Below are 20938 nucleotides of genomic sequence, written 5' to 3'. Positions count from 1 at the left end.
CTTTTTTTATCAGTCTGGCGAGCGCTGTTACAACAGCGGGATCGAGTAGCTGACGATCAGGCGGTTTTCATCCTGGTCGCGTTGACCCGGGATGTCGTTGCGCCACATGGCGTTTTTCCAGGTCAGACCCAGGTTCTTCAGCGGGCCCTGCGGAATCACGTAAGCGACGGTCAGGTCGCGTTCCCACTCGCTGGCGCCAGTGGCGTTGACTTTGGTCTGTGGCTTGGTGGTGCCGACGTTACCCGAGGTGTCGATGTTGTCGCCACGCAGGTAAACGATACCCGCGGTCAGGCCAGGCGCGCCCACTTGAGCGAAGTCGTAGGAGTAGCGAGCTTGCCAGGTACGTTCGCCAGCACGGGCAAACTTGGCAATCTGCATGTCGGTCGTCAGGTAAGCCGACGAGCCATCACCCTGGTTCAGCCAAGGGAAGTCGCTGTCGCCGTTGCTGACCTGGTAACCGCCACCGAAGGTGTGACCGGATACCGTGTACAGCAGCAGGCCGCTGAACAGGTTGTTGTCGACCTTGCCCTTGGTGATGCCGGTGCCGTAGTCACCGGTGGTGTAGTAGGCCGGATCGTGGCCGTTGGCACCGTCATCGCTGCTGTTGAAGTAACGGAAGTCCGACTTCAGCACGCCCGGGCCGATTGCCCAGTTGTGTACCAGGCCCAGGAAGTGTTGCTTGTAGAAATCGTCCAGGTTGCCGTAGTAGTACTGTGCGGTCAGGTCCTTGGTGATCTTGTAGTCACCGCCGCCGTAGATGAACTTGTTGCTGTCGCGACCGCTAGCGGTTGGGCTGTTGGCGCCAGCAATCGACAGTTCTTCGTTGTTGCTGGAGTTACGACCTTTGGCGTGCTCGATCTGGCCACCGACCAGGGTCAGGTCCTTGATCTCGTTGGTGGTGATCTGGCCGCCCTGGAAGGTTTGCGGCAGCAGGCGACCGTCGTTGGTCACGATCACCGGCAGTTTTGGCTGCAGGGTGCCGAGCTTCAGTTCGGTCTGGGAAATCTTGGCCTTGGCGGTCAGGCCCAGGCTGGAGAAGTTGTCCACGGCTTCACCGTTGGACTTGCTCGGGAACACAGTGCCGCCGTAGGAAGTTGCGGTGGCGCCGTTGGTCCCGCCGCCGGAGTCCAGCTTCACGCCCACCAGGCCGATGGCATCCAGGCCGAAGCCCACGGTGCCCTGGGTGTAACCCGAGGTGAAGCGCAGATCAAAACCTTGGCCCCATTCTTCCTGCTTGCTCTGTGCACCAGCGGCTTTAGCGTTGTTATCGCGGTTATCGGTGTTGATGTAGAAGTTACGCAGACCCAGGGTGGCCTTGCTGTCTTCGATAAAACCGGCGGCGCCTGCCTGCTGCGCGACAACCCCTACGGCCACTGCCAGGGCCAAGGTGGACTTGTTCATGTTTCACTCCTCTCGTTTCTAATTTTTGTGTTTCTTGGTCCAGGGTCTGATGCCCCGGATCCACAGATGCGCGATTAGCGCCAGAGCGTGACTGCCAAGTCAATCGTAACAAGGCGTGTCTACGACCAAGGTCTAACCGCATGATTCGGTCAGTTCAGATTAATGAATTTTCCATAAACCCAAAAAGAATTATTTCGTCGTTTTTCATACGATTCGGGAATATAGCAAATCCACATTCGCCGAAGCGAACGCCAGTGGCTAATTACGAAACGGTATTTGTCGGAACGCCCTTAGATCTTTTGTTTGAAAAGACCTTCATCAATCGTCAATCACGATCAAAAACGCGACTCTATTGGGCGAAGCGCGCATCATCCAAGGGGATTGTTACAGTTTGTGTATCGGGTGAAATATTTTCTCACTCGGGCACACGGCAGCTGTCAGCCCCGGCCTTTGGCAACAAAAACCGGGGCATCAGCAGGAGAGGTCAGAGGGCTTTTTCGAATATTTTCGAGTTGCGCTGGTAGTTGTACAGCGAAGCCCGCGCCGACGGCAGGCGTTCGACGCTGCTGGGTACAAAACCGCGCTCGCGGAACCAGTGCGCGGTACGCGTGGTGAGGACAAACAGCGTCTTGAGGCCTTGGGCGCGGGCCCGGTTTTCGATCCGTTCCAGCAGTTCATCGCCACGCCGCCCGTGCCGGTACTCCGGGTTCACGGCCAGGCACGCCAGCTCGCCAGCGTCCGAGTCGGCAATCTGATACAAGGCCGCACAGGCGATGATCATCCCTTCGCGCTCGACCACACTGAACTGCTCGATCTCGCGCTCCAACACTTCGCGCGAGCGCCGCACCAGGATCCCCTGCTCTTCCAGCGGGCTGATCAAATCCAGCAAACCACCGACGTCTTCGATGGCCGCCTCGCGCAGCAATTCGAACTGCTCCTGGGCCACCAGCGTACCGCCACCATCGCGGGTGAACAGCTCAGTGAGCAGCGCGCCATCTTCGGCATAACTGACGATATGGCTGCGACCGACACCCGCGCTGCAGGCTTGCGCCGCAGCGTCCAGCAATTCGGCCTGGTAGTTGGCCCCCAGGCGCAACAGGTGAGCCGGCACCTGTTGCGGGCGCAGCTCACGGACCAGGCGGCCGTTTTCGTCGATCAGACCCGTTTCGGCGCCGAACAGCAGCAGTTTGTCGGCCCCCAGGTCAATCGCGGCGCGGGTGGCGACGTCTTCGCAGGCCAGGTTGAAGATTTCCCCGGTGGGCGAATAGCCCAACGGAGACAACAGCACGATGGAGCGTTCATCCAGCAGGCGGTTGATGCCCTTGCGATCGACCCGGCGCACTTCGCCGGTGTGGTGATAGTCGACCCCCTCGAGCACCCCGATCGGCCGTGCCGTCACCAGGTTGCCGCTGGCTACCCGCAGGCGCGAGCCCTGCATCGGCGAGGACGCCATGTCCATCGACAGGCGCGCCTCGATGGCGATGCGCAACTGGCCCACGGCATCGATCACACACTCAAGGGTGGCGGCATCGGTGATGCGCATCCCGTGATGGTAATGCGGGGTCAGGCCGCGCGCGGCGAGGCGGGTTTCGATTTGCGGGCGCGAACCGTGCACCAGCACCAGGCGTACCCCGAGGCTGTGCAGCAGCACCAGGTCGTGGACGATGTTGCCGAAGTTCGCATGCTCGACGCCGTCGCCGGGCAGCATGACGACAAAGGTGCAATCGCGATGAGCGTTGATGTAAGGGGAAGCGTGACGAAGCCAGTTGACGTATTCGGGCATAACACCTGCACCTGTAATAAATAGCAGCCGAAAAAAGGACGAAGCAAAACGCACAGCGGGCTGGTGGTTATCGTCGGAACAGGCTTGGCGACACGCGCGCTCTCCTCATGAATACGGGGGGTTGGCCCCGGGATTTACGCCGGGGTCAGGCAGTAATGTTCGATCAGTTGCCGTAATAGATGCACGGTCGGCGTCAAACGTGACATTTCCAGGTATTCCCCCGGCTGGTGGGCGCAGGCGATATCGCCAGGGCCGAGCACCAGGGTTTCGCAACCCAGGCGCTGAAGATAAGGCGCTTCGGTGCCGAACGCCACTGCTTCGGCGCTATGCCCGGTGAGTCTTTCGGCCACCTGCACCAGTTCCGAATCCTGCGCCTGCTCGAACGGCGGCACCTCGGGGAACAGCGGCGCATAGTCGATCTTCACCTGATGGCGCTCGGCGACCGGCCCGAGCTTCTGGCGAATCGCCTCACGCAGGGCGTTCGGGTCCATGCCGGGCAAGGGCCGCAGGTCGAACTCCAGGGAACACTGGCCACAGATGCGATTGGGGTTGTCGCCGCCGTGGATGCAGCCAAAGTTGAGGGTCGGTTGCGGCACGCTGAACTGCGGGTTGCGGAACTCGCGTTGCCACAGCAGGCGCAGGCCGCGCAGCTCGCCCATCGCGTCGTGCATGGCTTCCAGGGCGCTGTGCCCCAGGCGTGGGTCGGAGGAGTGACCGCTCTGCCCGAGGATGTCGATGCGCTCCATCATCACGCCCTTGTGCAGGCGGATCGGCTTGAGCCCCGTCGGCTCACCGATCACCGCCGCCCGGCCCAACGGCTTGCCGGCCGCCGCCAGGGCGCGGGCACCGGACATCGAGCTTTCTTCGTCGCAGGTGGCCAGAATCATCAGCGGTTGCTTGAACGGCTGGTCGAGCAACGGCAGCACGGCTTCGATGGCCAGGGCAAAAAAGCCCTTCATGTCGCAGCTGCCCAGGCCGACCCAACGGCCATCGACTTCGGTGAGCTTGAGCGGGTCGGTCTGCCACAGCGCACCGTCGAAGGGCACCGTATCGCTGTGCCCGGCCAATACCAGGCCGCCAGGGCCGGTGCCGAAGGTGGCCAGCAGGTTGAATTTTCCGGGGCTGACCTGCTGGATGTCACAGGCAAAACCCAGGTCGCCGAGCCAGGTGGCCAGCAAGTCAATGACCGGCCGATTGCTCTGATCCAGGTGAGCTTGAGTGCAACTGACCGACGGTGCGGCGATCAGCGCAGCGAACTGGTCTTTCATGGATGGCAAAGGCATCGCTGACTCCAACTCCCGGATTGAAGTCCATCATAGAACCATCCGGTCACCGGAATAAACCGTCGCGGCGCGCAGGTTTAGTGAGTGCTGTACACTGCACGGCCTTGGCAGCCACACATTTCCCCGGCTGCGCTCCCGATCCTGGATTTTCCGGCCATGCAGAAAGAAACCGAAATCAAACTCCGCGTCAGCCGCGAAACCCTCGCCGCCCTGCGCGAGCACCCGTTACTGAAAAAACGCAACAAAAGTGGCTGGGAACGCCGTGAGTTGATGAATCAGTACTTCGACACCCCAGAGCGTGACCTGGCCCGCGCCAAGGTTGCCCTGCGCCTGCGCCGCGACGGCGAAGAAGTGATTCAGACCCTCAAGACCCGTGGCCAGAGCGTTGCCGGTCTGTCCGAGCGCAACGAGTACGACTGGAAGCTGGCCAAAGCCAAGCTCGACGTGAAAAAACTCGACGGCGAATGCTGGCCGCAAGAGCTGGCAGAACTGGACAAAAAAACCCTCAAGCCGATCTTCACCACCGACTTCGTCCGCGAGCGCGCCGAAATCGCCTGGGGTCGCGGCAAGGCCAAGGTGGTCATCGAAGCCGCCCTGGACCTCGGCCACGTGGTAGTCGGCAAGCAGAAAGAAGAAATCTGCGAACTGGAGCTGGAACTGCGCGAAGGCGAGCCGGCGGCATTGCTGGAACTGGCCGCCGAGCTGGCCGCCACCCTGGCACTGATGCCGTGCGACATCAGCAAGGCTGAACGTGGCTATCGCCTGTTCGACGCCCACAGCTATTCGCTGAGCCTGCCAGCCCCGCAACTGAGCTTCGAACTGCCTCTGGACGACGCCTTTGCCGCGCTGGGCTGGTACCTGCTGGGCAGCAGCCAGCGCCTGGCCGAGCAGTATCGCTTCAATGGTCACTGGCGCCTGCTGCAAGACTGGGTCGAGAGCCTCGCCGAGCTGCGCGCCCTGATCGGCAGCCTGGGCCAGGCCGCCCCGCGTCAGTCGACCCACGACCTGCGCGTGGCCCTGGATGCCTTGCTCGAAGACTGGCGCCCGCTGGTGCAGTTCGGCCAGGACGACGAAGACGTGCGCAAAGCCGCACCGGAGCAGTTCCTCGAAGAGCTCGAAGATCCGCGCTGGGGCCAGTTCTCGCTGAACGCCTCGCGCTGGTTGCTGGCCCGCACTTGGACTGCCGAGCGCAACACCCGCGGCAATCGCCAGGGCGCCGCGCAACTGGGCAACTGGTTGCCACGCCTGCTGGGTGAAGAAGCCACTTCGCTGCAATTGCAACGCTACCAGCAACAGCCCGAAGACCTCGCCGAGCAACTGCCGCGCATCGAGCGCATCCAGGCCTGGCTGCACCATGCCCGCGCGGTGCTGGACATCCCGGAAATGGATCGCCTGTACGGTGAACTGAACAAACTGGCGCAATTGGCCAACGAGCCCATCACCGACGAAGCGCTGGACGCACGCAAGCAGCAGGCGATCGCGGTCTATCAGAACCGGGCGTGGAAAATGCTGTTGCGCATGTAACACCGTCAGTGCGAGCCGGCCGCAAGCGGGCGGCTCGCACTGAGGCCCGCCCATTCACCAACAATCTTTACCCCCGCAACACCGGCAGACTCGTCGTCGACTTGATCTCGGACAACGCCACGATCGAGTTCACTTCCTGGATCCCCGGCACCATCGACAGCTTCTCGAAGAAGAAGCGCTCATAGGCTTCAATGTCGGCGGTGACGATGCGCAGTAGAAAATCCACCGCGCCCATCAGCACATAACACTCCAGCACCTCAGGAAAACCGCGAATCGCCTCGGTGAATTCGGTGAAATTGGAACGCCCGTGGGCGTTGAGTTTGACCTCGGCGAAGATCTGCGTGTTGAGGCCGATTTTCTTGCGGTCGAGCAGTGTCACCTGCCCGCGAATCACCCCCTCCTCCTTCATCCGCTGGATCCTGCGCCAGCACGGTGACTGGGATAAACCGACCTGCTCGGCAATTTGCGCGCTGGACAGCGAGGCGTCCTCTTGCAGTAGCGCGAGAATGCGGCGGTCATAGACGTCCAGCTCGCTGTGCATAAATAAACCCCTATATAGGCCATCGATGAATTGCCTGATTCGATATCAAGCCAATATCCCTCATCATAGATAAGAAATACCTGGCCTCGAATGTAAAAATTCCTCCATTGATCTGGAGACCTGCCATGCCCCCGCTCGAAGCCGTCAGCACCCCCTCTAGCCGCGCCGATGCCTGGCATGCCGGCAACGCCCACTGCTGCGTGCGCTACCAGGTGCTCGCCGAAGCCGAACCGGACCTGTTGTGCCGGGCGCTGAACCTGTTTGCCCTGCAGTTACTGATGCCACAAGCCGTGCACATGACCCGCGAGGACGATTTGTTGTCACTCGATATCGTGATCGATGGCCTGAGCTGGCACCGCGCCGAGGTGCTCGCAGAAAAACTACGTAACTTGATCAGCGTCTGCTCGGTCCAGTTGCAACTTGCTGATTCACAACGGCTTGCGCCAGCGCAGGCGGCGGGCTGAGGCTCCCGGCAAAACCTCGCAACGCTTGATCGGGCCAGGCTCGAACGGGTGGCACGGACGGGAACTAGGCTTGGCATTCTGAGCTGCCGACACAGCGATCGACAGCGCCGAATGCAGGGTCATTGCCCAAGGAGTCCGGATGTCCGCTCAACTCGCCCACCAGGATCGCTGGCTGGATTTCAATCAATTGCTGCGCGACCTGACGGCTCAAGGCGTCATCGGCCAGGCCGCGGCCGAACAGGCGCTGAGCGCACGCCGCTGCGCCGCCAACCAGCAGATGCACCCCCTGGAACTGCTCGCCAGCCAGCACCTGGCCGACGCCCTGCACGGCGGTCAACCGCTGGACCTCGAACGCCTGACTCAATGGCTGGCGCAGCAGGCCGGCCAGCCCTATGTGCGCATCGACCCGTTGAAAATCCACGTCGCGCGCATCACCCCATTGATGTCCTATGCCTTTGCCCAACGCCACGCAATTCTCGCGCTGGCAATCGACCGCGAGGCGGTCACCGTGGCCAGCGCGCAGCCCTACGTGCGCAGCTGGGAGGCCGACCTGAGCCATGTCCTGCAATTGCCCATCAGGCGCGTGGTGGCCAATCCGCTGGAGATTCGCCGCTTTTGCGTGGAGTTCTATCGCCTGGCCAAATCGGTCATCGGCGCCAGCCATGGGGATCAGCCGCTCCCCCCGCAGGGCAACTTCGAGCAACTGCTCAACCTCGGCGCCAGTCACCAGGAACCCGACGCCAATGACGCGCACATCGTCAATATCGTCGACTGGTTGTTCCAGTACGCCTTCCAGCAGCGCGCCAGCGATATCCACATCGAACCCCGGCGCGAACAAGGCACGGTGCGCTTTCGCATCGACGGCGTGTTGCACAACGTCTACCAGTTTCCGCCGCAGGTCACCCTGGCGATGGTCAGTCGCCTGAAAAACCTGGGACGGATGAACGTCGCCGAAAAACGCAAACCCCAGGACGGCCGGGTCAAGACCAGGACGCCAGAAGGCGGTGAAGTGGAATTGCGGCTGTCGACGCTGCCCACCGCCTTCGGAGAAAAACTGGTGATGCGCATCTTCGACCCCCAGGTGCTGCTCCAGGACTTCGATCACCTGGGCTTTGGCGCCGACGACCTGCGCCGCTGGCAGGACATGACCCGCCAGCCCAATGGCATCATCCTGGTCACCGGGCCCACGGGCTCGGGCAAGACCACCACGCTCTACACCACCCTCAAACAACTCGCGACACCCGAGATCAACCTCTGCACCATCGAGGACCCGATCGAGATGCTCGAGCCGACGTTCAATCAGATGCAGGTCCAGCACAACATTGACCTGAGCTTTGCCAGCGGTGTGCGCGCCCTGATGCGCCAGGACCCGGACATCATCATGATCGGCGAAATACGCGACCTGGAAACCGCCGAGATGGCCATCCAGGCAGCGCTCACCGGTCACCTGGTGCTGTCGACCCTGCACACCACCGATGCGCCAAGCGCCATCAGCCGCCTACTGGAACTGGGCATCGCGCCCTACCTGATCAAGGCCACCGTGCTCGGCGTCATGGCCCAGCGCCTGGTCCGCATCCTGTGCCCGCACTGCAAGGCGCCGCTGGCCCTGGACGCCGACACCTGGCACAGCCTGAACCAGCCCCGGCACGTGCCAGCACCGCAACAGGCGCGTCGCGCCATCGGTTGCCTGGAGTGCCGCGACAGCGGCTATCGGGGCCGCGCCGGGGTCTATGAAATCATGCCGCTGAGCGCCAGCCTCAAGGCCCTGGTCAGTGCCGACTGCGATCTGCAGGCTATCCGCCGCCAGGCCACTCGGGACGGCATGCGCAGCCTGCGCCTGGCGGGTGCGGACAAGGTCGCGCAAGGATTGACCACCGTCGAAGAAGTGTTGCGAGTCACGCCACAAGCTGAACCAAAGTAAAGCATGTCCGCTGCAAGGCCACGCCGCTACACTCAGGCCTGCACCTTCATTGATTGAATAGGGACTTTTCATGCAAACCGGTAGCGTACTTTTACTTTTCCTCGGCCTGGTGGTCGCCATTCTGTTCATGGGCTTCAAGGTGGTGCCCCAGGGCTACCAGTGGACCGTGGAGCGTTTTGGCCGCTACACCAACACCCTCAAGCCCGGCCTGAACATCATCATTCCAGTGATGGACCGCATCGGCCGCAAGATCAACGTGATGGAAAGCGTGCTGGATATTCCGCCGCAGGAAGTCATCACCGCCGACAACGCCACGGTGCAGATCGACGCCGTGTGCTTCTTCCAGGTGGTCAACACCGCACAGGCGGCCTACGAGGTGAACAACCTCGAACACGCTATCCGCAACCTGCTGCAAACCAACATCCGCACCGTGCTCGGCTCGATGGAACTGGACGCCATGCTCAGCCAGCGTGATGGGATCAACGAAAAACTGCTGCGCACGGTGGACGAAGCCACCGCCCCCTGGGGCATCAAGATCACCCGGATCGAGATCAAGGACATCAGCCCACCCGCCGACCTGATGGCGGCCATGTCCGGGCAAATGAAAGCCGAGCGGATCAAGCGTGCGCAAATCCTCGAGGCCGAGGGCCTGCGGGCTTCGGCGATTCTCACCGCCGAGGGCAAGAAGCAGGCGCAGATCCTCGAAGCCGAAGGCAGCCGGCAGGCGGCATTCCTCGAATCCGAGGCGCGCGAGCGGCAAGCCGAAGCAGAAGCCCAGGCCACCAAGGTGGTGTCCGAGGCGATCGCCAATGGCAACGTGCAGGCGGTGAACTACTTCGTCGCGCAAAAATACATCGACGCCCTGGGCAAACTGGCTTCGGCCAACAACAGCAAAGTGATCCTGATGCCTCTGGAAGCCAGCCAGGTGATCGGCGCAGTCGGCGGTATCGGCGAGATCGTCAAGGCCACATTCGATTCCAAGAAAGCCTGAGGCGCCAGCTATGTGGGCATTCCTGCAACACCTGTCGTTCTGGGATTGGCTGGCACTGGGCACCGTGCTGCTGATCCTGGAAGTGTTCGGCGCCGGGGGTTACCTGCTGTGGATCGGCCTGGCGGCCGCCGCCGTCGGGGTGCTGACTTTCGTCCTGCCCGGCCTGTCATGGGAGCTGCAACTGCTGTTGTTCGGCATGCTGTCGATCCTCACCGCGCTGTACTGGTGGTATCGCCAGCGCAGCGCGGTACGGGCCAGCGACCAGCCCAACCTCAACCTGCGTGGCCAGGAGCTGATCGGCAAGGTCTTTGTGGTGCACCAGGCGATTGTCGACGGCCGCGGCAAGGTCAAGGTCGCTGACGGTGTCTGGATGGCCAGGGGGCCGGATACCCCGCAAGGGGCCAAAGTGCGGGTGGTGGGCCTGGAAGGGGTGGTGATCCTGGTTGAACCGGTTGATTAGCGGTCACGGAACTCAGGTGCAGTTTTCCGATCCAACCCGCCAGTCAATCTGAACCCACTGGAGTCACCTTACATGCGTGTCAAACTGGCCGCCGCTACCCTTGCCCTGCTCTCCCTGTCTGCCGGGTCCGCTATGGCCGATACTTTCTGGCGCAATGTCATCTCCTCGGGGGCGACCACCGCCTCCACCTACCTGACCTCCAAGGACCACAAGATGGTGCTTGCCGCCCAGGACGACGCCGGGAGCTTCGTGGCCAGTGACGGCAACATTCGCGGCCCGTTCCTCGAGTCGGCGCTGCAAAAAGTCCGTGCCGAAAACCCGGGTCTGCAGGCCACCGACATGGAATTGGCCAACGCGATCCTGGCCAGCAACACCCTCGCGCAACAGTAACGGATTGCCGAGACCCAAATGCCGCTCCTACGAGCGGCATTTTTTTGCCTGGGAATCAGCCGTTATCGATACTCATCCAGCGGCACACAGGCACAGAACAGATTGCGGTCGCCATAGACGTTGTCGACCCGATTCACCGTCGGCCAGTACTTGTGCGCCCGGGTGTGAGCATCCGGGGTCACCGCCTGCTCGATGCTGTAGGGCCGCTCCCAGACCCCGGTAATGTCCGCCAGGGTATGGGGCGAGCGCTTCAGCGGGTTGTCGTCGGCCGGCCAGTTGCCGTTCTGCACTTCGGTTATCTCCGCACGGATACTCAACATCGCGCCGATAAAACGGTCCAGCTCGGCCTTGGACTCGCTTTCGGTGGGCTCGACCATCAAGGTCCCCGCCACCGGGAACGACATGGTCGGCGCGTGGAAACCGTAGTCCATGAGGCGCTTGGCCACATCCTCTTCGCTGATCCCGGTCTGGGCCTTGAGCGGTCGTAGATCGAGGATGCACTCGTGGGCCACCCGCCCATTACGCCCACTGAACAGCACCGGGAAGGCACCAGACAGGTGTTCGGCCAGGTAATTGGCCGACAGGATCGCCACCTCGCTGGCATCGGCCAGTTGCGGGCCCATCATCGCGATGTACATCCAACTGATCGGCAGGATGCTCGCACTGCCCCAGGGCGCGGCGCTGACCGCTGTGTTCTTGGGGTCCGGCCCATCCAGCGGCACCACCGGATGATTGGCCACGAACGGCGCCAGGTGCGCGCGCACGCCAATCGGCCCCATCCCCGGCCCGCCTCCGCCGTGGGGAATGCAAAAGGTCTTGTGCAGATTCATGTGGGACACATCGGCGCCGATATCGGCCGGCCGCGCCAGCCCGACCTGGGCGTTGAGGTTGGCGCCATCCATGTACACCTGGCCGCCGTGGCTGTGGATAACTTCGCAGATCGCGCTGATGCCCTCCTCGTACACCCCATGGGTCGAGGGGTAGGTGGCCATCAGGCAGGCCAGCTTGTCGGCGGCCGCTGAGGCTTTGTTCTTCAAGTCTTCCAGGTCGACGTTGCCGGCGGCGTCACACTCGACAATCACCACCTGCATCCCGGCCATCTGCGCTGACGCCGGGTTGGTGCCATGGGCCGATGCCGGGATCAGGCAGATATCGCGCGCGCCCTGCTGACGGCTTTCGTGATACTTGCGGATCGCCAACAACCCGGCATATTCGCCCTGGGCGCCGGAGTTGGGTTGCATGCAGATCGCGTCGAAACCGGTGATCGCGCACAACCAGCGCTCCAGCTCGCTGATCATCAACCCGTAGCCCACCGCCTGCTCTTTCGGGGCAAAGGGGTGCAGGTTGGCGAAACCTGGCCAGGTGATCGGGATCATCTCACTGGTGGCGTTGAGTTTCATGGTGCAGGAGCCCAGCGGGATCATCGACTGGTTGAGCGCCAGGTCCTTGTTCTCCAGTTGCTTGAGGTAGCGCAGCATTTCGGTTTCGCTGTGGTGCGCGTTGAACACCGGATGGCGCAAGTAACCGCTGGTGCGCAACAACCCTGCCGGGATGCCCGAGGCCAGGGCCTGTGCATCCAGTTCGGCCACCTGCAGCCCATGGTCGGCACCGAGGAACACGTCGAACAGTTTGGCCACCGTGCTTTCGTCGCAGCTTTCGTCCAGGCTCAGGCCGACCTGGCCGCGGCCGAGGATCCGCAGGTTGATCTGCGCGGCCTTGGCCGACTCGATGATTGCCGTCTGGCTGCCGCCGACTTCCAGGGTCAGGGTGTCGAAAAACTGCTGGTTGAGCCGGGTAATGCCATTGCGCTCAAGGCCGGCGGCGAGGATGCACGTCAGGCGGTGTACCCGTTGCGCAATGCGCTTGAGGCCCTGCGGGCCGTGGTAGACCGCATAGAAACTGGCAATGTTGGCCAGCAACACCTGGGCGGTGCAGATGTTCGAGTTGGCCTTCTCGCGGCGGATATGTTGTTCGCGGGTTTGCAGGGCCATGCGCAGGGCAACATTGCCCCGGGCGTCTTTCGAGACGCCGATGATGCGCCCGGGAATCGCCCGTTTGTATTCGTCACGGCTGGCGAAAAACGCCGCATGCGGGCCGCCATAGCCCATGGGTACGCCAAAGCGCTGGGACGAACCGAACACCACGTCGGCGCCCATTTCACCGGGCGGGGTCAGCAACAACAGGCTCAGCAGGTCGGCAGCCACGCAGGCCAGAGCCTGTTGGGCGTGCAGGTGGTCGATCAGGGGCCGCAGGTCACGAATCTCGCCGTGGGTGTCGGGGTACTGCAGCAGCGCGCCAAACACCTGGTGTTGGGACAAGTTATCCACAGCGTCGACAATCAGCTCGAAGCCAAACCCCTGGGCCCGGGTCTGCACCACGGAAATAGTCTGCGGATGGCAGTTTTCGTCGACGAAGAACAGATTGCTTTTCGACTTGGCCACACGCTTGGCCAGGGCCATGGCTTCCGCCGCCGCCGTGGCTTCATCGAGCAGCGAAGCGTTGGCCAGCTCCAGGCCTGTCAGGTCGATGGTCAATTGCTGGAAGTTGAGCAGGGCCTCGAGCCGGCCCTGGGCGATTTCCGGCTGGTACGGGGTATAGGCGGTATACCAACCGGGGTTTTCCAGCACATTGCGCAGGATTACGGCGGGCGTCAGGGTGCCGTGGTAGCCCATGCCGATCAGGCTGGTCCAGACCTCATTCTGTTCGGCATAACCGCGCAGTTTGGCCAGGGCGCCCTGCTCGTCCAGGGCCGGCGGCAGGTCCAGCGGCCGATTCAGGCGAATGCCCGGCGGTACTGTCTGCTCGATCAACTCGACCCGGCTGCCAAGCCCGAGGCTGTCGAGCATGGCCTGCTGTTCGGCGGCGTCCGGCCCCAGGTGGCGGCGCAGGAAAGCATTGGGATCGCGTAACTGGCTCAAGCTGGGCAACTGGGACATGACGGGCTCTCTCTTGAATGGCGCTCAGCGTCTGTTCAACTCGGTTCTGGCAGCATAGCTGCCCTGTGCGCACGGTATGGTGTCTTCGGCCAATCGGAGCCATTCTGTGCAGCGCATCACCCACGTCCGCCACTCGGGTCACCAGATCGCCATGAGCCAACAGCCTTTTCTGCCGTTTTCCAAACCCGTCATCGATGAAGCCACCATTGCCGCCGTCGGCGATGTCCTGCGCTCCGGCTGGATCACCAGCGGGCCCAAGGTCCAGGCCTTCGAAGCCCAGTTGTCCGAGTATTTCGGCGGACGGCCGGTACGGACGTTCAACTCGGGCACCTGCACCATGGAGATCGCCTTACGCATCGCTGGAATCGGCGCCGGTGATGAAGTGATCACCACACCCATCTCATGGGTGGCCACGGCCAACGTGATTCTCGAGGTCGGCGCCACCTCGGTGTTCGCCGACATCGACCCGATCACCCGCAACATCGACCTGGACCGGCTCGAAGCCGCCATCACCCCACGCACCAAGGCAATTATCCCGGTGTACCTGGCCGGCCTGCCGCTGGACATGGACCGCCTGTACGGTATCGCGCGCAAACATGGCCTGCGCATCGTCGAGGATGCCGCCCAGGCACTGGGCTCCAGCTGGAAGGGGCAGCGCATCGGGGCGACGGGGGACTTCGTGTCGTTCAGTTTCCAGGCGAACAAGAACGTCACCTGCTCGGAGGGCGGCTGCCTGGTGCTGAACAGCGCGCAAGAGGCGCGGCTGGCCGAGAAGTACCGCCTGCAGGGCGTGACCCGCAGCGGTTTTGATGGCCTGGACGTGGACGTGCTGGGTGGCAAGTTCAACATGACCGACATCGCCGCCGCCATCGGCCTGGGCCAGTTTGCCGGGATCGAGGCGATCACCGCCCATCGCCGTCTGCTGGCCCACCATTACTTCGAATGTTTTGGCCGTGACTTCGAGGCCCGATACGGTGCACAGCTACCGCCGGCCGATTTCACCCAGAGCAACTGGCACCTGTTCCAGCTGGTGCTGCCCGAACGCGCGGACGGCAAGCCGGCACGGGCCACGTTCATGGAGAAGATGCAGGCACTGGGGGTTGGCGTCGGCTATCACTACCCGCCGATTCACCTGCTGAGTCTGTACCGCGAGCGCGGTTTCAAGGAGGGGATGTTCCCGGTGGCCGAGCGCGTTGGCCGGCTGATCGTGTCGCTGCCGATGTTCTCGAGCATGAGCACCGACGATGTCGAGCGGGTGGTTGCGGCGGTAAAAGCAGTTCTACAAAAATGACCCACTGTAGGAGCGGGTGCCCGCTCCTACAGTGGTATTGGGTGCATGCACCCCCACAGGCGAGCGCGATTATTCGCCGATTGCCGCCTTGTAGCCCGCCGCGTCGAGCAGCGTGTCGAGGTCGGCGCTGTTGCTTGGCTTGAGCTTGAAGATCCAAGCACCGTACGGGTCGGAGTTGAGCAGCTCGGGGCTGGCGCTCAGCTCTTCGTTGATCGCGATCACTTCGCCGGCAACCGGGGAGTAGATGTCCGAGGCAGCCTTGACCGACTCCACCACGCCCGCCTGATCGCCAGCGCCGAACACATTGCCGACTTCGGTCAGCTCAACGAATACCACATCACCCAAGGCTTCCTGAGCATGATCACTGATGCCCACGGTCACGCTGCCATCGGCTTCCAGACGGGCCCACTCGTGACTTTCGGCAAAACGCAGGTCGGCAGGGATATCGCTCATGTTCTGTGTCCTCAAGAAGAAATGTCAGCGGTATTGGCCCGCCGGAAATAGTTAGATCAAGGTTTTGCCATGACGCACGAAGGTCGGTTTTACCACCCGGACCGGGTACCACTTGCCACGGATTTCCACTTCGGCGCGGTCGGCGGTAGCCATCGGTACCCGCGCCAGGGCGATCGATTTGCTAAGCGTAGGAGAGAAACTACCACTGGTGATCTCTCCTTCGCCAACATCGGCGATACGAACCACCTGGTGCGCCCGTAAAACCCCACGTTCTTCAAGTACCAGGCCGACCAGTTTGTGCTGTACGCCTGCGGCAAGCTCGGCCTCCAACGCGGCCCGGCCGATGAACTGACGAGTGGCCGGTGCCCAGGCGATGCTCCAGGCCATGTTCGAGGCCAGCGGCGAAACATCCTGGTGGATGTCCTGGCCATAGAGGTTCATGCCCGCCTCAAGGCGCAGGGTGTCGCGCGCGCCAAGGCCGATGGGGGAAATGCCGGCCCCCACCAGATCGTTGAAGAAGCCAGGCGCCTGGCTGGCGGGCATGGCAATCTCCAGGCCGTCTTCACCGGTGTAGCCGGTACGGGCGATGAACCAGTCACCGTCGTATTGGCCTTCGAAGGGCTTGAGTTGCTGGATCAGGGCACCGCGCGCCTGCGTTACCAGTTCAGCAATCTTCTGCCGGGCGTGCGGGCCCTGGATGGCCAGCATCGCCAGTTCGCTGCGCTCATGCAGTTGCACTTGGTAGTCGCCGACTTGCGCCTGCATCCAGGCCAGGTCCTGGTCCCGGGTGGCGGCGTTCACCACCAGGCGGTAACAGTCTTCCAGGCGATAGACGATCATGTCGTCGACCACCCCGCCCCGCTCGTTGAGCATGGTGCTGTACAGGGCACGGCCGCAGTTGTGCAGGCGCTCGACATCATTGGCCAGTAAGTACTGGAGCCAGGCCTTGGCCTGGGGGCCGCTGACATCGATCACGGTCATATGGGACACATCAAAAACCCCACAGTCGCGGCGCACCTGATGGTGTTCCTCGACCTGTGAGCCGTAATGCAGTGGCATATCCCAACCGCCAAAATCGACCATCTTCGCGCCGAGGGCGAGATGAAGGTCATACAGAGGCGTACGCTGTCCCATGGGTTTCTCCTTCCGGGCGTGGCGAAGGTGCGGACAGGCGCTTTCTGGTTGAAAGCCTTGAAATAGAAGGCTTTCAGTCAATTTCAGGAGCCTGGTCTGAAGGACGATCCACACCGAATGCCGCGCATTGTAGCCGCATGATGTAGGACTGGCACCTAACCGATTCGCTGAGCCGAGCGCCGGATCAAACCAATCACCGGTAACAGGCCCACCAGAATCAGGGTCAAGGCGGGCAGCGAGGCCCGCGCCCATTCGCCTTCACTGGTCATTTCGAAGATCCGCACGGCCAGCGTGTCCCAGCCAAACGGGCGCATCAGCAAAGTCGCCGGCATTTCCTTGAGCACATCGACGAACACCAGCAGCGCCGCACTCAGGGTGCCGGGCAGCAGCAGCGGCAGATACACTTTGAAAAACAGTCGTGGCCCACTGACCCCCAGACTGCGGGCGGCTTCCGGCAACGAGGGGCGAATCCGCGCCAGGCTGTTTTCCAGAGGCCCGTAGGCCACCGCGATGAACCGCACCAGGTACGCCAGCAGCAAGGCTGACAGGCTGCCCAGCAGCAGCGGTTTGCCGGCGCCACCCAGCCAGCTCGACAGGGGCACCACCAGTTCGCGATCCAGGTAACTGAACGCCAGCATGATGGACACCGCCAGCACCGAACCGGGCAAGGCATAGCCGATATTGGCCACGCTGATCCCGGAGCGGATCGCCCGGGTCGGCGCCAGGCGGCGGGCGAACGCCAGCAGCAGCGCGACGCTGACGGTGATCAGCGCGGCCATGGCGCCCAGGTACAGGGTGTGCAGGATCAGCCCGGCATAGCGCTCATCCAGATCGAAGCGCCCGCGCTGCCAGAACCACGCCAGCAGTTGCAGCAAGGGAATGACAAACGCACAGGCGAACACCAGCACACACCAACTGCTGGCCGCCAGCGCCTTGACGCCGTGCAGGTGATAGAGCGCCTTGCCCCGTGGCCGCTCGTTGCTCGCCCGACTGGCGCCCCGCGCACGGCGCTCGCCGTACAACAGGAGCATCACCACCAGCAGCAACAGGCTGGCCAGTTGGGCCGCGCTGGACAGGCTGAAGAAGCCGTACCAGGTCTTGTAGATCGCGGTGGTGAAGGTGTCGAAGTTGAACACCGAGACCGCGCCGAAGTCCGCCAGGGTCTCCATCAACGCCAGGGCGACACCGGCACCGATCGCCGGCCGCGCCATGGGCAGGGCCACTCGCCAGAAGGCTTGCCAGGGGGATTGGCCGAGCACCCGCGCTGCTTCCATCAAGCCCTTGCCCTGGGCCAGGAACGCCGTGCGGGCCAGCAGGTAGACGTAGGGATAGAACACCAGCACCAGCACCAGGATCACCCCGCCGGTGGAGCGCACCCGCGGCAGGCGCAGGCCACTGCCGAACCATTCACGCAGCAGGGTCTGCACCGGGCCGGAGAAGTCCAGCAGGCCGACAAACACGAAGGCCAGGACGTAGGCCGGAATGGCAAAGGGCAGCATCAACGCCCAGTCCAGCCAGCGCCGACCGGGGAACTCGCAAAGGCTGGTGAGCCAGGCCAGGCTCACGCCCAGCAACGTGACGCCAACACCGACCCCCAGGATCAGGGTCAGGGTGTTGCCCAGCAGGCGCGGCATCTGGGTGTCCCACAGGTGGGACCAGATCTGCAGGTCGACGCTCTGCCACGACAGCAACAGAACACTCAGTGGCAGCAATACCAGGGCGGCGACAGTGAAAACCAGCGGGTACCAGCGGCGTTGTGCGGGATGGGCCAAGGGAGGTCTCGAAAAAGGCGGGGCCGGGGGTGCGAAGGCTAACAGCTTTGTTTTGCGCAGAGGAGATTGCCCCCTAGGTCCGACACAAAACCTGTAGGAGAGAGCCGGGCGGCGCTCCGTATGCTCGCGATGACTGTGTGCCATTCAACATCGATGTTGACTAGGACACCGCCATCGCGAGCAAGCTCGCTCCCACAAGGGGCCAACGCTCACAATTGGCCGAGTGTTGGCCCTCTTGACTCAGTTCCAGCCAGCGCGGTCCATCAGGCGAATGGCTTCGGCCTGACGCAGGCCAGCCACTTCGACTGGCAGGGTGTCCGGGATGAACTTGCCCCAGGCCTCGACTTCAGCCGACGGCTTGACGCTCGGGTTGGCTGGGAACTCCTGGTTGACGTCGGCGAAGATCTTCTGGGCTTCGGCGGTGGTCATCCACTCCACCAGGGCCTTGGCGGCTTCCGGGTGCGGTGCATGTTTGGTCAGGCCAATGCCCGACAGGTTGACGTGCACGCCACGGTCGGCCTGGTTCGGCCAGAACAGTTTGACCGGCAGTTCCGGCTTCTGCTTGTGCAGGCGGCCATAGTAGTAGGTGTTGACGATGCCGACATCGCACTGGCCGGCGGCGATGGCTTCGAGCACGGCGGTGTCATCGGAGAACACATCGGTGGCGAGGTTGTTGACCCAGCCCTTGATGATTTCCTCGGTCTTGGCAGCGCCGTGGGTTTCGATCAGGGTCGCGGTCAACGACTGGTTATAGACCTTCTTCGCCGTGCGCAGGCACAGGCGGCCTTCCCACTTCTTGTCGGCCAGGGCTTCGTAGGTGGTCATTTCCTCAGGCTTGACCCGCTCGGTGGAGTAGGCCAGCGTCCGTGCGCGCAGGCTCAGGCCAGTCCAGGCGTGGGACGCGGCGCGGTATTGCAGGGGAATGTTGGTGTCGATCACCTTCGAGGTGAACGGCTGCAGGATACCCATCTGCTCGGCCTGCCAGAGGTTGCCGGCGTCGACGGTCAACAGCAGGTCGGCGGTGGCGTTCTCACCTTCGGCCTTGATGCGCTGCATCAGCGGCGCTTCCTTGTCGGTGATGAACTTCACTTTGACACCGGTTTTCTCGGTGTAGGCATCGAAGACCGGCTTGATCAGCTCATCGATACGCGAGGAGTAGACCACAACTTCATCGGCGGCCTGCGCCGTGGTGCCAATCAGGGTCAGGGCGATGGCGGTCAGTAGACGCTTCGGTGCCAACATGGGAGCGGTCTCTCGATATCAGAAAGGAAGACAAATGATAAGGAGTCACATTTGCCTTCTCAACCGATCCCTCAGTGGAGGAGTTACCAGATGTTGCATGGCCGCGAAGGCGCCAGCCCCACCCCCTTGCTTCAAGGCTTGGCCAGCTCCGGCAGATCACCGCTCAAGCCCAGCGCCTGACGCACGAACAGCGCCTTGGCCTCGGGCATCTGGTCGACCAGCTTCAAGCCGGTGTTGCGCAACCAGCGCACGGGCAACGGATCGGCCTGGAACAAGCGCTCAAAGCCTTCCATCGCCGCCATCAACGCCAGGTTGTGGGGCATGCGCCGGCGTTCGTAGCGGCTCAACACCTTCACATCCGCCAACCGTTCGCCCCGTGCCGCGGCTTGCAGCAGCACTTCGGCCAGCACCGCGGCATCGAGGAAACCGAGGTTCACCCCCTGCCCGGCCAACGGGTGAATGGTGTGCGCGGCGTCACCGATCAGCGCCAGGCCTTCGGCGACGTAGCGCTTGGCGTGGCGCTGGCGCAGAGGCACACAAAGACGCGGGTCGGCGCTGAGCACCTGACCCAGGCGCCCTTCGAAAGCGCGCTCCAGCTCGGCGCAGAAAGCCTGCTCGTCCAGCGCCATCAGGCGCTCGGCTTCGCTGGGGGTGGTCGACCAGACGATCGAGCACCAATCCTGCTGGCCGTCGCGCGCAAGGGGCAGGAACGCCAACGGGCCGTGATCGGTAAAACGCTGCCAGGCCGTCATCTGGTGTGGCCGGGAGCTGCGCACGCTGGTGACGATGGCGTGGTGCAGATAATCCCATTCCCGGGTCGCCACCCCGGTCAAGCGCCGCACGGCCGAGTTGGCGCCATCGGCGGCGATCACCAAGGGGGCGCGCAAGGTCCGGCCGTCGGCCAGGGTCAGCAGCCAGTCGTCGCCGGAGCGTCGCATCTGTTCCAGACGCGCATTGGCCAGCAGGCCCAGGTCGCAATCGTGCAGGCGATCGAGCAGCGCATCCTGCACCACCCGATTCTCGACGATATGCCCCAGGACCTCAGCGTGCACGCTGGCGGCGGAGAAATGAATCTGCCCAGTGCCGCTGCCGTCCCACACCTGCATGTCGCAGTAGGGGCTGCTGCGGCGGCGCTGTACACCGTCCCACACGCCCAGGCGCTCGAGGATGCGCTGGCTGGCGGCCGACAATGCACTGACGCGCGGCTCGAAGGCCGATTGCCCATCGAAGGGTTTGACACTCATCGGGCTGCCATCGAGCAGCAGGACTTCCAGGCCACTGTTCTGGAGGGCCAGCGCCAAGGCACTGCCGACCATTCCGGCCCCGACAATCAGCAGATCTGCGCGCATTTC

17 protein-coding genes are annotated in these 20938 nt (G+C 62.9%); 7 read left to right on the top strand and 10 right to left on the bottom strand.

What is annotated here, in order from left to right; all coding sequences use genetic code 11:
- Positions 1–27: 27 nt before the first annotated feature.
- From H7995_RS12870 to argE, 3 genes are all read right to left on the bottom strand, one after another.
- Positions 28–1401, bottom strand: a complete 1374-nt coding sequence (locus H7995_RS12870) for an OprD family porin (RefSeq protein ID WP_166589194.1) — start codon at positions 1399–1401, stop codon at positions 28–30.
- A 484-nt stretch (positions 1402–1885) separates the two neighbouring features.
- Positions 1886–3184, bottom strand: coding sequence for an amino-acid N-acetyltransferase (gene argA, locus H7995_RS12865; protein ID WP_166589195.1), 1299 nt, complete (start codon positions 3182–3184; stop codon positions 1886–1888).
- A gap of 134 nt (positions 3185–3318) precedes the next feature.
- Entirely contained in the window at positions 3319–4467 is a 1149-nt protein-coding gene (gene argE / locus H7995_RS12860) for an acetylornithine deacetylase (protein ID WP_182342803.1), read from the bottom strand.
- Between the two features lie 156 nt (positions 4468–4623).
- Between argE and H7995_RS12855 the strand changes: the two genes are divergently transcribed.
- Positions 4624–5991, top strand: coding sequence for a CYTH domain-containing protein (locus H7995_RS12855; protein ID WP_166589197.1), 1368 nt, complete (start codon positions 4624–4626; stop codon positions 5989–5991).
- A 67-nt stretch (positions 5992–6058) separates the two neighbouring features.
- Here the strand turns inward: H7995_RS12855 and H7995_RS12850 are convergent, their stop codons facing one another.
- Positions 6059–6532 carry an Lrp/AsnC family transcriptional regulator gene (locus tag H7995_RS12850; RefSeq protein ID WP_166589198.1) on the bottom strand — a complete coding sequence of 158 codons (474 nt, stop codon included), beginning with the start codon at positions 6530–6532 and terminating at the stop codon, positions 6059–6061.
- A 125-nt stretch (positions 6533–6657) separates the two neighbouring features.
- Here H7995_RS12850 and H7995_RS12845 point away from each other — a divergent pair, with 125 nt between their 5' ends.
- The 5 genes from H7995_RS12845 to H7995_RS12825 all read left to right on the top strand — a co-directional run bounded on the left by H7995_RS12845 (position 6658) and on the right by H7995_RS12825 (position 10758).
- Entirely contained in the window at positions 6658–6996 is a 339-nt protein-coding gene (locus H7995_RS12845) for a hypothetical protein (RefSeq protein WP_166589199.1), read from the top strand.
- A gap of 139 nt (positions 6997–7135) precedes the next feature.
- Complete coding sequence (gene tfpB / locus H7995_RS12840; protein ID WP_185818450.1) at positions 7136–8917, top strand: type IV pilus assembly ATPase TfpB; 1782 nt, start codon at positions 7136–7138, stop codon at positions 8915–8917.
- A gap of 70 nt (positions 8918–8987) precedes the next feature.
- Positions 8988–9908, top strand: coding sequence for an SPFH domain-containing protein (locus H7995_RS12835; protein WP_159998499.1), 921 nt, complete (start codon positions 8988–8990; stop codon positions 9906–9908).
- A gap of 10 nt (positions 9909–9918) precedes the next feature.
- Positions 9919–10368, top strand: coding sequence for an NfeD family protein (locus tag H7995_RS12830; protein WP_166589201.1), 450 nt, complete (start codon positions 9919–9921; stop codon positions 10366–10368).
- 72 nt (positions 10369–10440) lie between these two features.
- Positions 10441–10758 (top strand): DUF2388 domain-containing protein, encoded by a 318-nt coding sequence (locus H7995_RS12825; protein WP_166589202.1) that lies wholly within the window; start codon positions 10441–10443, stop codon positions 10756–10758.
- 62 nt (positions 10759–10820) lie between these two features.
- Here the strand turns inward: H7995_RS12825 and gcvP are convergent, their stop codons facing one another.
- Positions 10821–13694, bottom strand: a complete 2874-nt coding sequence (gene gcvP / locus H7995_RS12820) for an aminomethyl-transferring glycine dehydrogenase (protein ID WP_182342807.1) — start codon at positions 13692–13694, stop codon at positions 10821–10823.
- Positions 13695–13845: 151 nt separating this feature from the next.
- Here gcvP and H7995_RS12815 point away from each other — a divergent pair, with 151 nt between their 5' ends.
- Positions 13846–14985: a DegT/DnrJ/EryC1/StrS family aminotransferase gene (locus tag H7995_RS12815; protein WP_185818452.1), complete on the top strand. Its 1140-nt coding sequence runs from the start codon at positions 13846–13848 to the stop codon at positions 14983–14985.
- Positions 14986–15054: 69 nt separating this feature from the next.
- Here H7995_RS12815 and gcvH read toward each other — a convergent pair whose 3' ends face one another.
- From gcvH to H7995_RS12790, 5 genes are all read right to left on the bottom strand, one after another.
- Entirely contained in the window at positions 15055–15438 is a 384-nt protein-coding gene (gene gcvH, locus H7995_RS12810; protein ID WP_182342808.1) for a glycine cleavage system protein GcvH, read from the bottom strand.
- Between the two features lie 51 nt (positions 15439–15489).
- Positions 15490–16572, bottom strand: a complete 1083-nt coding sequence (gcvT, locus tag H7995_RS12805; RefSeq protein ID WP_159998509.1) for a glycine cleavage system aminomethyltransferase GcvT — start codon at positions 16570–16572, stop codon at positions 15490–15492.
- A gap of 155 nt (positions 16573–16727) precedes the next feature.
- On the bottom strand, positions 16728–18344 hold the full coding sequence (locus tag H7995_RS12800; RefSeq protein WP_166589205.1) for an ABC transporter permease: 1617 nt from the start codon (positions 18342–18344) through the stop codon (positions 16728–16730).
- A 240-nt stretch (positions 18345–18584) separates the two neighbouring features.
- Positions 18585–19586: an extracellular solute-binding protein gene (locus tag H7995_RS12795; protein ID WP_166589206.1), complete on the bottom strand. Its 1002-nt coding sequence runs from the start codon at positions 19584–19586 to the stop codon at positions 18585–18587.
- 131 nt (positions 19587–19717) lie between these two features.
- Positions 19718–20935: a 2-octaprenyl-3-methyl-6-methoxy-1,4-benzoquinol hydroxylase gene (locus tag H7995_RS12790; protein WP_166589336.1), complete on the bottom strand. Its 1218-nt coding sequence runs from the start codon at positions 20933–20935 to the stop codon at positions 19718–19720.
- Positions 20936–20938 lie beyond the last annotated feature (3 nt).

Source organism: Pseudomonas kielensis, from assembly GCF_014236655.1.
Taxonomy (GTDB): Bacteria; Pseudomonadota; Gammaproteobacteria; order Pseudomonadales; family Pseudomonadaceae; genus Aquipseudomonas; species Aquipseudomonas kielensis.
Note: the sequence above shows the minus strand (reverse complement) of the source record. Positions and strands in the feature narration are given on the sequence as shown.

Coding starts and splice junctions, on each gene's coding strand:
- H7995_RS12870 (WP_166589194.1), bottom strand. CDS start 1,401: ATGAACAAGTCCACCTTGGCCCTGGCAGTGGCCGTAGGGGTTGTCGCG.
- argA (WP_166589195.1), bottom strand. CDS start 3,184: ATGCCCGAATACGTCAACTGGCTTCGTCACGCTTCCCCTTACATCAAC.
- argE (WP_182342803.1), bottom strand. CDS start 4,467: ATGCCTTTGCCATCCATGAAAGACCAGTTCGCTGCGCTGATCGCCGCA.
- H7995_RS12855 (WP_166589197.1), top strand. CDS start 4,624: ATGCAGAAAGAAACCGAAATCAAACTCCGCGTCAGCCGCGAAACCCTC.
- H7995_RS12850 (WP_166589198.1), bottom strand. CDS start 6,532: ATGCACAGCGAGCTGGACGTCTATGACCGCCGCATTCTCGCGCTACTG.
- H7995_RS12845 (WP_166589199.1), top strand. CDS start 6,658: ATGCCCCCGCTCGAAGCCGTCAGCACCCCCTCTAGCCGCGCCGATGCC.
- tfpB (WP_185818450.1), top strand. CDS start 7,136: ATGTCCGCTCAACTCGCCCACCAGGATCGCTGGCTGGATTTCAATCAA.
- H7995_RS12835 (WP_159998499.1), top strand. CDS start 8,988: ATGCAAACCGGTAGCGTACTTTTACTTTTCCTCGGCCTGGTGGTCGCC.
- H7995_RS12830 (WP_166589201.1), top strand. CDS start 9,919: ATGTGGGCATTCCTGCAACACCTGTCGTTCTGGGATTGGCTGGCACTG.
- H7995_RS12825 (WP_166589202.1), top strand. CDS start 10,441: ATGCGTGTCAAACTGGCCGCCGCTACCCTTGCCCTGCTCTCCCTGTCT.
- gcvP (WP_182342807.1), bottom strand. CDS start 13,694: ATGTCCCAGTTGCCCAGCTTGAGCCAGTTACGCGATCCCAATGCTTTC.
- H7995_RS12815 (WP_185818452.1), top strand. CDS start 13,846: ATGAGCCAACAGCCTTTTCTGCCGTTTTCCAAACCCGTCATCGATGAA.
- gcvH (WP_182342808.1), bottom strand. CDS start 15,438: ATGAGCGATATCCCTGCCGACCTGCGTTTTGCCGAAAGTCACGAGTGG.
- gcvT (WP_159998509.1), bottom strand. CDS start 16,572: ATGGGACAGCGTACGCCTCTGTATGACCTTCATCTCGCCCTCGGCGCG.
- H7995_RS12795 (WP_166589206.1), bottom strand. CDS start 19,586: ATGTTGGCACCGAAGCGTCTACTGACCGCCATCGCCCTGACCCTGATT.
- H7995_RS12790 (WP_166589336.1), bottom strand. CDS start 20,935: ATGCGCGCAGATCTGCTGATTGTCGGGGCCGGAATGGTCGGCAGTGCC.